This is a genomic window from Sporomusaceae bacterium ACPt, from assembly GCA_041428575.1.
GTDB lineage: Bacteria > Bacillota > Negativicutes > Sporomusales > Sporomusaceae > Sporomusa_D > Sporomusa_D carbonis.
Window position 1 is genome coordinate 3,261,644 of the sequence record CP155570.1, and the last position, 12,907, is coordinate 3,274,550.

The window sequence follows — 12,907 nt, forward strand, 5'->3', positions numbered from 1 at the left end:
ATTTTGTGCGGTTCTAGCGGATCAAAAATTCCCCCAGCTTGAGCGGTAATTGCGCTAACTGCGCTTTTATTTCGCCCAGACCGGCGGCAAAGTCCTCTGCCGCCAGATTATCGGCAAACCGCACCTTGACATCCAGGCTGTGTCCGTCATATAGCCGAAAGCTTGTTTCCACAACACCAATATTTTCAGTCTCAAGACAAATCCTAAGCCATGTTTCGGTTATTTCCCGGCCGGGATTGTTTTTATCCTGCTCCTGTTGATGATAAACATGAATGTGTGCCGGGTAGGCTGTCTGGCCTCCACCAAAATATAAAGGAACAGAAAATGTCAGCATGCTATGATTATCCTGGCGCCCGGTAATAAAAGCACCCGCTCTTGGAGTGGTTTCGGCCAGTTCCCGCACAACCTTGGCGGCAGCTTGAAGTTCTTCAGGGGTTTTCCCCCGCCAGGCGTTTACCGCTTTAGCCAAGACCTGCTGCTGTGTTGTTTTTTCGGCTCCGGCGGCCTGACTGCCCTCAGAACTGAGTAATTCCGGCAGTTGTTCCAGTATGGTGGCAAGAGTTGAAAGTTTTTCCGCTACTGTTTTCGGCGACTTTAAGATGGCTGCCAGTCCCTCAGGCAATGTGCTTTCGACAGAAGCTGTCTGATTTAAAATATTATGGACAAGTTCCTTGATATCTGCCGGCAAACTTTTGATAAGCGCCGTCCGGTTGGCGACCGTTTGCGCAAGTTCGGCCAATTCCGAAGTTATAAAACTGCCGATACTGAGCAGTGGTGTCGGTATTGGCGCGGCTGCCCGGCCTGGAACTCCCGGGTTGCTTTGCACAGCGTCCCGGCCGATTGCCTGGCCGCCGGCCGGCTCCGGCTTTACCGGCCGAGCCGGGGATATGTTGCCGGTATTATTAATATGATTGACGCTCATGGCTGCCACCTTTCTCTAAATGATCGCTACTATCTATCCGCCGGCCAAACCGCGCCAAGACTCCCAAGCGGGAGTTAAGAGCGGCTAAGTCCCTGGATAAGTTCGACTAAACTTCAGATGGGGTAAAACCCCACCTGAAGCTAAGTCTCTCTTTATAATTTAGCTTGGCCGGCGTCCTTTCCTGCCAGACAGGAAAGGATATTTTAGTTTTATTTATATGAAATCCAATAAAGATTTTTTTCTGGGCGTGTTGTTAGTAACGCTCCACCGCTGGCGCTTGACTTACGCTTATACTAACAACACGCCTGTACATCTTTATTGGATACTATATAGTTAATGCCGCGATTTTAACATAACACACAATATTGGAATAGCACATAAACTATAATAAAAGCGATAAGGGAGTGAAAATAACAGCATGTCAAGATTTCGAAGATCGCTGTGTAACCGTCAACCCCGGCATACTCCAGTGTTCCAGTTAGTTACTGGACAATCCTTGAATGCCGCTTATTTATTTTTGCAGGTCGAACCGGCAATCCGTCACGGGCTGAAAGAACTTGAGACTACTAATCCGCGTCATGCCATGACCGAACTGGCGCTTATGGCTTATTTAATGGGTATGGGATTTGATTACCGCACCGCCAGAACAATTGTTGAATCATGGGAAACCGACGAAAATCTACTGGCCCAAGGCATATTAACCGAGACCGAATAAAAAATGAGTCCTGGCGAACAAATTGCCAGGACTCATTTTAACGGCTATTCAATGACGGTAATCAGCTTACCGAACAAATCTTTATTGGCCTTAATTTTTTGCTCGCCCCCCATGACGCAGAGATAGTTGGCCTTCATGGCAGCATCAACAACGTCTGCCAATTTTCTGATATCCTCCTGCCTGGTGGCAAGTATTTCATCCCGTTCCTGCTGCAGGTCGGCCTGACTGATATTCCTGATATAGACGGCATCAGCGCGCTCACCTTTCATCTGAGGTGTAAGCGGCGTATCCAGGGTGCTGATCGTGCCGATAATGTATTTGGTCATTTCCCGTTTGCTTACTTTTTCACTGGTAAAATCCCGTAGATATTTTACCGTTTCATCGTACACCTGGAGCGTTTCGGCCAGGTTGGGATCACGGTACGAACCAAATACCATATTACCGTTCCGGTCAAACTGAGCAAACGCCCCATACGCCCCTCCCTGCACCCTGATACGGGTCCACAGATAGTCATAACGTAAAATGGTCTCAAGCACCTTCATACTGCCATGATAGTTGTAGCCAAGCCGGCGGAAATTCGCCCCTTTGGCGACATACTGCACTTTGCCTGAAGTTAACAGGCCTTCATTGAGAGCTGCGGCTTTGAAGTGATACTTAACCGGTTTAAACTGACGGGTACCCAGTTTATCAATCACCTCAGCAAAACTCTGCCGGAACTTGTTATAGTCTGCTTGGTCACAGGTAATGCCGACCAAGAGATTATCCCGGTTAAATACTGTTTGCGCCACGGCTGACAGCGTACGGCCAATCTCATGCACTTTGGCGTCAAGGTCTTGCTCCAGGGCTGCTATAAACTTGTAGTAAGTCAACAAACCAATTTCATTGTACTTCGCGGCCGGTGAGACATACGAGAGCACCCTGCCGGCCACTACCTGTTGACCCCGGCGGAAGAGGGCGGTATCCCAGTTGGCTTTGGTCTCCCGGATGAGTTCTTTAAGCCTGCTCTGATCCGTAAACAGACTGCCGCCGGTTATCTGACCCAGAAGCGCAAACATTTCCGGTAATTTGCCAACCAGTGCCTTGGCTTTAACCCGGAACAGGGGATAAAAAGTGTGGTCATCACCGTTTTCCGAATAGCTAAATACATCATAGGCAAAACCACCGGTGTGGAGATTGATTTCTTTGACCAGCTCGGTATAAGAATATTTGTCGGTATCCACCTTGCCGAGGATATCGGCAAGCAGGTACAGATAGGGGATCTGCTCTTCCGGCACCGCCCCGGTATTGAAATAGAGATTGACATAAGCAATTTGGTTGGTGAACATGGGATGCAATAGCACTGTCACCCCTTGCTCTTTATGTTCTTTTGTTACCAATTCTTCGGCTTTAGGGTCAATATCCTTTAATTCCAGCAAGGGAATTAAGGCTAACGTCTCTGGCGCGTCCGGCGTTTCCTGGCGCTCTTTTAACGCTTTTGTCTGCTCAACCAGGGTATTAAGCTGAGCTTCGCTAAGTCCGGCTTTATAATCAGCCAGTTGCTGTTTTAGCTCGGCTGCTTTTTGACCGCCCATCTCAGCATTTGGTTTTAAGGCCACTAGGGCCTGATGGGGATTGTTGAGCAAACACTCGGTGATCAGTTGCTCAAAATAGCCGTCTCTATATTTGCTTTTGATTTTGGTCAGCGTCGGTTCATAAGCCAGATGCATCAGCGGGTCGGCATCATACAGCCAACTGTCCAGACATTTCATGTTATAAACCAGCCCTTTAGGGCGGTTGCCGTAATTGGCTTCCCGGAGATGAAATTCAAAAATATTTACTGACGACTCGACCAGTTTTTTGTCCAGGCCGTCCTGCGCCAGTTGCTGCAAGGTGGCGTAAACGGTGTTTTTAAATGCCTCAATCTGGTCGACATTAGCGCCGCTGATGCCGAACGTCATGGTCGGCTGCAATATGCTCTTACTGTAGCTGCCAAACACTTCTTTGCCCAGCCCGGCGTCCAGCAACGCCTTTTTAAGCGGTGCAGCCGGGGTTTCCAGCAGGATATGCTCAAGCATCATGAGCGCCAGGTAGCTTTCAGGATCAGTGGCTTTACCGGCGGCAATGTTAAGGGTAATAAAGCTTTTGTCTTTGGTCGATTCTTGCGGCGATACCGGGTAGTCAAATACTTTTACGACAGTTTGTTTAAACGGCGGCTGCAACGCAATGGCCGAGTCAACTTGAGTCACGGTGAAATCTTTGAGGTAAGCGTCATTAAGAAATTTTAAACTGTCGTCAAGGTCCAGGTCGCCATAGAGGAAAATGTAGCTGTTGGCCGGATGGTAATATTTTTTATGGAAAGCCACAAACTGCTCCTGAGTAAGCTCAGGAATGTGGTCAGGGTCGCCGCCTGATTCGACACCATAAGTAGTATCCGGAAACAACGCGGCGTAAGTTTGGTGTTCCAAAATGGCGTCAGGTGAAGAAAATACGCCTTTCATCTCATTATACACAACGCCTTTGTAGGTCAGTTCGGCATCTTTGTCCGGTAATTCGTAGTGCCAGCCCTCTTGCATGAGGATTTCGGGCGTTTCCAGCATTTTCGGGTAAAATACGGCGTCTAAATAAACGTCCATGAGATTCCGGAAGTCTTTGTCATTGCGGCTGGCGACAGGATACATGGTCTTATCGGGAAAAGTCATGGCGTTAAGATAAGTATTGAGCGAGCCTTTGACCAACTCGACAAACGGTTCTTTCATGGGGAATTTGCGCGATCCGCACAGCACCGAGTGCTCGACAATATGCGGCACACCGGTAGAATCTGCCGGCGGAGTACGGAACGTGATGGAAAAAACTTTATTGTCATCATTATTGCCAAGGTATAAAAGACGCGCACCACTTTTTTCATGAACAAACAGCCTGGCGTCAGAGTCAATCTCAGCCACTCGCCTAGCATCGAGCAGCTTAAAGCCATGATAGGTTTGGCCAACCTTTAAGGACATAATTGTTCCCTCACTTTATCGTTTAATCTTTCTTATATAGGGCCTTGCAAAGAAGTTAATATTTCTGTTTTCGGCAAAATGGAACGGTTTTCCTGCCGGACCGAGCCTGGCTTGAGTTGTAATAGGCTAAATGGGAGAACCTATCTATAGGTTCTCCCACTTGACTTCGCAATATTAATTTAATACCAGCCGCGCAACTTCATGGCCTCGGTCAGACGCTGCTTAATTTCTTTCTTTATTTAATCAGAGTAACAAATTTTTCCACAAGGTCAGGATCAAATTGTTTACCTGACCAGTGCTTAAGTTCGGCCAGCGCTCCGGCAGGACTGCGCCGCCGGCGGTAAGGCCGTCCGGCTGTCATAACGTCATAGGCATCGGTAATGGCTAAAATCCGGCATTCGAGGGGTATGTTTTCGCCCTTAAGGCCTAACGGATAACCTTCACCGTTCCACCACTCATGATGTTTCAGGACTAAATCGGCTATTGACGCCAGGTGCGGCGTGGCCAGTGTGATACGGTGGCCAACTTCACAGTGTTTTCTTACTTCTCTGGTTTCGTTAGCCGTAAGGGGCGCCGCCTTAAACAAAATGCTCTCCGGAATGGCAATTTTGCCAATATCATGATAGCGCGCCAGCAATTTTAGAGTGGCCAGCCGTCCTTCGGCCAGGCCAACCTTGCCGGCCAGCGCCACAGCCAACCGTTCTATCTGTTCGGCATGGCCGTCATTTATAAAATCACAGGTTTCAAGCTGTTTAACCGCGGTTGCCAAAATTGCGGCACGAGTGCTGTCGCCACGCCGCAGTTTTTCCTGGTACATGTTAGCGTCAGCTTGCCGGATTAGTTCCCGCACGCTTGACAGTCTGCCGTCCTCATCACTTACTGCCCAGCCGATTGACATCCTAAGCGGCAGCCCCATGGCAGCCTGACTGTTATTGGTAGTTTCGACAGTCTGATAAATATTGTCACACACCGTCTTTATTACCGCCCGGGGAGCTTCCAGAATAACGGCAAATTCATCACCGCCAATCCGCGCCACTAAGTCGCCTTTGCGGAAACACTTTTTCAGGACGGCGGCGGCGGCCAGAATAAGCCGGTCACCGGCGTCATGCCCTAAAGTATCATTGATTAATTTCAAACCATCCAAGTCACAAATAAATACGCCGAGCGAACGGGTACGGCTGAGATCAATCCGGGCAATTTCTTCATCAAAATAAGCCCGGTTATAGAGACCGGTCAACGCATCGTGGAAACTTAAGAACTGCAACCGCTCCCTGTCAATTACCGCTTGCACCATAATAGCTACCTTCCCGGCAAACTGACTGATGCGCACAATGGCCTGCTCATCCAGGAAACTGCTCCCGGCAGCACAGATATTAAGCGTTCCCAGGACCCGCCCGTGCACAACAAGGGGAAAGGCGGGCATATTGTTCCCAGGCACGCCGGTCTCATGCATACAATCCAGCCCCGGGCCGGCGGCAGCACGAATGTTGACCCCGCCGCCTTCGGGCTCTTTTAACCCAATGCACACCAGCCGCAGGTTAAATAATGCCACTAACTGCCTGCAGATAAACTGCAAAATGTCATCAAGGGGCTCATTAACAAGCACTTTCAAAGCAACCTGGCTTACCAGGCTGTCATATAATGCATTTAACCGCTCAGCTTCGGTATTGCGCAGCATGCCACCACCCCAAACCAACAGTGAATAAAGCCAATTTTCCGTACACGCTTCTATATAGTATAATCTATTCGGGTATTTATGATTAGAAAGCTTGTCCCGTAAAATTTGGCGATTTAAAAATAGTGAACCCTGTTGGCCATTTTGCCAACAGGGTTTACTATTTCATTTCAGGATACAAATCAAGCCGCCGGTCGCGCCAAGTGGTAACCGATCCGCTGTCCCGCACTTGGTACAACAGGTCCAGATCAAGATCGGCAGCAATAACCATGTCCTGGTTAATCTCGCCTTCAGCCAGAATGCCGCGGGGCGGAAACGGGATGTCGTTAGGAGTAATTATCGCGGCCTGACCAAAGTTGGCCCGCATGAAATCAACGGTAGGCAACGCGCCGACCGTGCCGGTTACTACGACATATATCTGGTTTTCAATCGCCCGGGCGTGGGCAGTGTAGCGCACCCGGTAGAAACCGTGGCGGTCGTCGGTGCATGACGGACAAAAAATAATATCGGCACCCCGGCTTTTAGCCATACGCACAATCTCGGGAAATTCGATATCATAGCAGGTCAGCACAGCTACCGTGCCAAAAGCTGTTGGAAATACCACCAGTCCTTCACCTGCCGCTATCCCCCACTCTGTAGCTTCAGTCGGCGTGATGTGCAGCTTGGCTTGTTTGCCAACCCGCCCGTCAGGATAAAACAAATGGGCGGTATTGTACAGCTTGTTCGCCTGTTTGGTGACATGCGTACCGCCAATAATGTGCATACCGGTTTCTCCGGCTAAACGGCTAAACAACCCAAGGTACTCAGCCGTAAAGCCGGGTAAGTCGCCGATTGTCGGTTTACTGCCCGGAGAAGTTGGAAGCGACATAAGCTCAGTCGTAAAAAACTCCGGAAACAGGACGAAATCCGCGTTAAACTCCTGAGCAGTTTTTATGTAATGCTCGACTTTGGCAGCAAAGTCGTTAAAACTGGTAATTGTCTCCAGTCGATATTGAACAGCAGCCACTCTTAGCTTCATTAGCTTCCTCCTTGCGTAAAAGCCCCCTGCTGCCGCAAAGGACCTGGTCGTTAATACTCTACCGGAGACTTTCACTTTTTAAACGACTGGTAAATCTCCTGATACTCAGGCGTAGCCGGAATGGACTTATAAATATAGACATGCACACCACTGGGATCATTGACAACAAAACTGCGTTCCCCCCAGGGCTTATCTTGAAGCTCCTGACACAATTCGACTCCCGCCGCTTTTAGCCGCCGGCATTCAGCATCGACATCATCCACTTCAAAGGATACAATTACGCCGGCGCCTCGGAAAAATTCGCCGGCATCGCGCTGTGGCCGGGTAAAGCTGATGCCTGCCGATAAATCCGGGGCAATAAGTTCGATGTACCAATCATTTTCAAACACCAGCTTAAAATTAAAGTATTTCATGTAAAACTCTTTGGACTCGGCCAGTTTGTCGGTACTGATGGTGATGTCAAGCCGTCTTATTTGCATGATGCTACCTCCCCCATTCAGGTTTGCGCTGCTTAAAGTATACCACCTTAAGGTTTAGGGCCTCAGCCATAGCCAGAGCAAGATCCAGTCCGCGCCCAATATGTTCAGGACAATGAGCGTCGGAACCGATTGTTACCATGCGCCCCCCCAGTTCGTAAAACCGTTTGTAAATAGGCAGCAACAACTTCACGGCATCGGGGCCTGTCAGACCGCGGGTATTAATTTCCATTGCCTTATCTTTTTCGGCCAAAACTTTTAGAATCTTATCAAGCCAGTCACTAAATTCGTGATAGTGAACCGCAGGATCGGGATAGCGGGCATAGCGGGATATATAATCAATGTGCCCCAGGCTGTCAATAAAATCATAGTTTTCAAGACATGTCAGCATGGTTTCAAAATATTTGCCGTAAGCTTCGCGCTTGGTACGGGAAAGATAAAATGATTCCTGATAGATGTCAATATTGTCAACAAAATGAATTGAACCAATAACATAATCAAACGGGTGATTGCCGATAATTTTGCGGTAATCCTCAAGGCAGTCGATCCGCATTCCCGCTTCAATGCCAAGCAGCACTTTATCGCTGCGGAACTTGCTGTAGTCTTCAAAATACCGGCTAGCATCAAAAATAAAAGCCTCAGGCTCAGGAATTGCTAAGTCCATATGTTCGGTAATGACAATGCCCAGCCCCAGTTCTGCCGCACGTCTTACGGCTGTCTCCGCGGCCATGTCCGAATCGCTTGAATACCGGGTATGAATATGAGTATCGAATAACACAGGCAAGCCTCCCTAATTAACCCCTACCGTTGGTACGTAAAAAGAATATATTCCCATTTTAATATAAAATTACTTAAACTACAAATGCCGCTTCATGGAATTATTATCCCACCTTGCGGCTATACTTTAGGTTTAGGAGCCTAAACTCACAGAAAGGAACTGTGATAGTAGATGATCAAAACGCTGCTTGTAGCCGGCGAAGCCGCTCCCTTTATTAAAACCGGAGGGCTTGGCGATGTTGTAGGTTCACTGCCTAAAGAACTGAGACAACAAGGAGTCGACGCCCGGGTTATCATTCCTAAATACGGCGCAATACCGGAAGAATTCAAAATCAATATGTCTGCAAAAACAGTATTTACGACGCCGGTGTCCTGGCGTACACAGTATTGCGGTATTGAAGAATTTGAGTATAACGGCGTACCGTTTTATTTTATCGACAATGAATATTATTTTAAACGATATGGCGTCTATGGTCATTATGATGACGCGGAACGGTATGCCTACTTTTGCCGGTCGGTACTTGAAGCGTTGCCGCATATTGACTTTCAGCCACACATCCTCCACTGCCATGATTGGCACAGCGGCATGGTTAGCGTATTTTTGACGGCTCACTATCGGAAAAACCCCTTTTACAAAAAAATACGCACACTATTTACCATCCATAACCTCAAATACCAAGGAATTTTTCCCAAAGACATTATGGTCAACATACTTGATTTAGGCTGGGAATATTTCACGGTAAATGGCGTTGAATTTTATGATAAAGTCAACTTTATGAAAAGCGGAATTCTATTTTCCGATTTAATCAACACAGTAAGTCCCACTTACGCCAACGAAATTCAGCACGCCTATTTCGGTGAAAAGCTCGAAGGAGTACTCAACAGCCGCAGGGCCTCCCTGTCAGGCATTGTCAACGGTATTGACTACCATACATACAATCCGGCAACCGACCCCCGGCTATTTGTCAATTACGGCCGGCAGACCCGAAAACGCAAGACCAAGAATAAAACCGAACTGCAAAAAATGCTCGGACTGCCGGTATCTGACGCGAAGCCGCTTATAGCCATGATCAGCAGGCTGGTCGAGGCCAAAGGGCTGGACTTGGTCATGCGGGTTCTACATGAAATATTAGCCTGCGATGTTCAGTTGGTTGTTTTAGGGCAAGGTGACGAACACTACCATCATATGCTGTGGCACGCCGCCTGGCTGTATAACGACAGAATGTCGGCCATCATTCCCTATAACGAAGACATGGCCCGCAAAGTGTTTGCCGCCTCCGACCTGTTTCTCATGCCGTCCCGCTATGAGCCGTGCGGCATCAGCCAGCTTATCGCCATGCGCTACGGCAGCCTGCCGATCGTCCGCGAGACCGGCGGCCTCAGAGACACTGTAATGCCCTACAACGAGTATACCGGCGAGGGCACGGGCTTCACCTTCAGTAACTACAACGCCCACGACATGCTGTATACCATCCGCCGGGCCGTCGGCTTCTACCATAACAAGCAAGTGTGGGATAAACTGACGAACCGCGTCATGCAGGCTGATAACAGTTGGCAGGCCTCAGCCCGTAAATATCGTGAGCTTTACAACAGGCTGTATATGGAAGAATATGTGTACAAGCCTGCTGAAACCAGGCCCCATGCCGCTGAGCGCGACCTTAGTCTCAGTATCTTTGACGATTTTCACCAACCAATTCCTGCACAGGAGGGCGCATATGCACACTAACAGTAATTTATACTGCCCGGAAAATCTGCCGGCCCAAAATATGAAACCGGAAAATATTACAGTTACCGAATTTAAAGAGGCATTTATCGCCAAAATCGAGGCCATGCACGGCAAGCCGCTGTCACAAACCAGTGACCGGGAGAAATTTCAAGCCCTGGCCGCGCTGGTACGTGATCTTATCAGTAAGAATCTCATTACCACCAACAGTCAGCGTGCTAAAGAACACCCCAAGCAAGTATACTATTTGTCTATAGAATTTTTGCTTGGCCGCCTGCTGGAAACCAACCTGGTCAATCTAGGCATCCGGGACACCTGTGCCAAAGCGTTGTCCCTTCTGGGGATTGAGCTGGGAACGCTTATCGATCAGGAGGAAGATGCCGGGCTGGGTAACGGCGGTCTGGGACGCCTTGCCGCCTGTTATCTTGATTCCATGGCGGCCATAGGTTTGGCCGGGCATGGCTGCGGCCTGCGCTACCGTTATGGTCTGTTCGAACAAAGAATCATTGGCGGTTACCAGCATGAATTACCTGACAACTGGCTGAAAGACCGTTCCTATGTGTGGGAATACCGCCGTCCGGATGAAAAAGTGGCTGTACGGTTTGGCGGCGCAGTCAGGGTGCAAACCAACGGCAAAACAAGATTCATCCACGAAAATTACGAGCGGGTCATCGCCGTTCCGTATGATGTGCCTGTTGCCGGTTACAAAAACGAAATAGTAAACACCTTACGGCTGTGGAGCGCCGAGGTCGATGTAAGCCATCATAACTGCTGTATCCACGGCAATGACTGCAACAGTGTCATCGGCTACAAGCACGGCGTCGAGTCACTGACCGATATTCTTTATCCTAACGATACCCATTATGAAGGCAAAGTGCTCCGCCTTAAACAGCAGTACTTCCTGGTATCAGCCAGCTTGCAAAGTATTATGAAGAGCTTCAGGCTGCACCACCACTCACTCAGCGAGTTGCCTGACACGATCGCCGTTCATATCAATGACACTCACCCGGCTTTAGCCGTTCCTGAGCTCATGCGCATCCTGATTGATGACTGCGGCTTAGGCTGGGACGACGCTTGGGACCTCACAGTACGTACCCTGTCCTACACCAACCACACGGTATTGCCTGAGGCCCTGGAAAAGTGGCCTGTCGGCATGATGGAGCATCTCCTGCCACGCATCTATATGATTATTAACGAAATTAATGAACGTTACTGCCGCCAATTATGGGATAAGTTTCCCGGTGATTGGGACCGTATCCGCAGCATGGCCATTATCGCCGACAACCAGGTGCACATGGCCCATCTGGCCATTGCCGGCAGTCATTCAGTCAATGGTGTAGCCGAAATTCATACCCAAATCCTCAAGAAATCGGTTATGAACAACTTTTATACCCATACCCCCGGCAAGTTTACCAATGTTACTAATGGCATCACCCACCGCCGGTGGCTCCTGACAGCCAATCCGATGCTGGCCGACCTAATTACCGAAACAATAGGCCCTGACTGGGTAGAATATCCCTGCAACCTGGCTCAGCTCGCGCCTTACGCCAAAGACACCGGGTTTTTGGATACGCTGGCCAACATCAAAATGCACAACAAGCTCAAACTGGCCAAATATATTAAAGCCAAATACAATGTGGTTGTCGACGTCAAATCCATCTTTGACTCGCACATCAAACGCATTCACGCCTATAAACGCCAGACTCTGAACGTCATGCACATTATGGACCTCTACAACCGCCTGCGGGAAAACCCTAACCTTGACATCGTCCCCCGTACTTTCATTTTTGGCGGCAAGGCGGCTCCCGGTTACTACAGGGCCAAAAAGACCATCAAACTTATTAATACACTGGCAGACAAAATTAATAATGATAAGTCCATCAAAGACAAAATCAAAGTGCTGTTTCTGGAAAACTACAATGTTTCTCATGCCGAGCTCATTATTCCGGCGTCAGATGCCAGCGAACAAATCTCAACAGCCAGCCGTGAGGCATCAGGCACAGGCAATATGAAGTTTATGATGAACGGCGCGGTAACCATCGGTACGCTTGACGGCGCCAATATTGAGATTAGAAATGCCGCCGGCGCAGACAACATCTTTGTTTTTGGCCTTTCAGCCGAAGAAGTATTGAACTATTACCGCTACGGCGGCTACAACGCGTGGGATATTTACAACAGCGATCCCCGCCTGAAGACAGTTGTTGATCAGCTGGTTAACGGCTTTTTCCCGGTGGACCCGGACGAATTCCGTACCCACCATGAAGCCCTCCTCCGCCACAATGACGAATACTTCCTGTTAAAGGACTTTGCTTCCTATGTCGCCGCCCAGTGTCGACTGGCTGAAGTCTACCGCGACAAGTATATCTGGCAAAAAATGTGCCTCATGAACATTGCTCACTCAGGCTGGTTCTCAAGTGACCGTACTTTTTCCGAATACGCAGTGGACATTTGGGAAATGGACCAGCCTGTCCCCATCTGGCGCCGGTGCCAACCTGAAGATTATGAACGGGTCATGCCGGAACACGATGCCTATATATAGAGTATCCAATAAAGATTTACAGGCGTGTTGTTAGTATAAGCGTAAGTCAAGCGCCGGCGGTGGAGCGTTACTAACAACACGCCT

Annotated in this window: 9 protein-coding genes; 3 read left to right on the forward strand and 6 right to left on the reverse strand. The window is 48.9% G+C overall.

The features are described from left to right. Positions 1 to 13: 13 nt before the first annotated feature. Positions 14 to 922, reverse strand: a complete 909-nt coding sequence (locus SCACP_RS16995) for a hypothetical protein (protein ID WP_425058676.1) — start codon at positions 920 to 922, stop codon at positions 14 to 16. A 469-nt stretch (positions 923 to 1,391) separates the two neighbouring features. Between SCACP_RS16995 and SCACP_RS17000 the strand changes: the two genes are divergently transcribed. Then, positions 1,392 to 1,637: a hypothetical protein gene (locus SCACP_RS17000; RefSeq protein WP_425058677.1), complete on the forward strand. Its 246-nt coding sequence runs from the start codon at positions 1,392 to 1,394 to the stop codon at positions 1,635 to 1,637. Between the two features lie 44 nt (positions 1,638 to 1,681). Here the strand turns inward: SCACP_RS17000 and SCACP_RS17005 are convergent, their stop codons facing one another. The 5 genes from SCACP_RS17005 to SCACP_RS17025 all read right to left on the reverse strand — a co-directional run bounded on the left by SCACP_RS17005 (position 1,682) and on the right by SCACP_RS17025 (position 8,562). Then, complete coding sequence (locus tag SCACP_RS17005; RefSeq protein WP_425058678.1) at positions 1,682 to 4,615, reverse strand: insulinase family protein; 2,934 nt, start codon at positions 4,613 to 4,615, stop codon at positions 1,682 to 1,684. Positions 4,616 to 4,850: 235 nt separating this feature from the next. Continuing rightward, complete coding sequence (locus SCACP_RS17010) at positions 4,851 to 6,293, reverse strand: diguanylate cyclase domain-containing protein (RefSeq protein WP_425058679.1); 1,443 nt, start codon at positions 6,291 to 6,293, stop codon at positions 4,851 to 4,853. Positions 6,294 to 6,450: 157 nt separating this feature from the next. Next, complete coding sequence (locus tag SCACP_RS17015) at positions 6,451 to 7,308, reverse strand: carbon-nitrogen hydrolase family protein (protein ID WP_425058680.1); 858 nt, start codon at positions 7,306 to 7,308, stop codon at positions 6,451 to 6,453. 71 nt (positions 7,309 to 7,379) lie between these two features. Beyond that, positions 7,380 to 7,787: a VOC family protein gene (locus tag SCACP_RS17020; protein WP_425058681.1), complete on the reverse strand. Its 408-nt coding sequence runs from the start codon at positions 7,785 to 7,787 to the stop codon at positions 7,380 to 7,382. Positions 7,788 to 7,791: 4 nt separating this feature from the next. After that, the gene (locus SCACP_RS17025; RefSeq protein ID WP_425058682.1) at positions 7,792 to 8,562 is read right to left on the reverse strand and encodes a histidinol phosphate phosphatase; all 771 of its coding nucleotides are present in this window, start codon (positions 8,560 to 8,562) and stop codon (positions 7,792 to 7,794) included. A 171-nt stretch (positions 8,563 to 8,733) separates the two neighbouring features. On the opposite strand from SCACP_RS17025, the gene glgA reads away from it, so the two are divergent. After that, the gene (gene glgA, locus SCACP_RS17030; protein WP_425058683.1) at positions 8,734 to 10,287 is read left to right on the forward strand and encodes a glycogen synthase GlgA; all 1,554 of its coding nucleotides are present in this window, start codon (positions 8,734 to 8,736) and stop codon (positions 10,285 to 10,287) included. 40 nt (positions 10,288 to 10,327) lie between these two features. Beyond that, positions 10,328 to 12,823 (forward strand): glycogen/starch/alpha-glucan phosphorylase, encoded by a 2,496-nt coding sequence (locus SCACP_RS17035; RefSeq protein WP_425061431.1) that lies wholly within the window; start codon positions 10,328 to 10,330, stop codon positions 12,821 to 12,823. Positions 12,824 to 12,907: the final 84 nt, after the last annotated feature.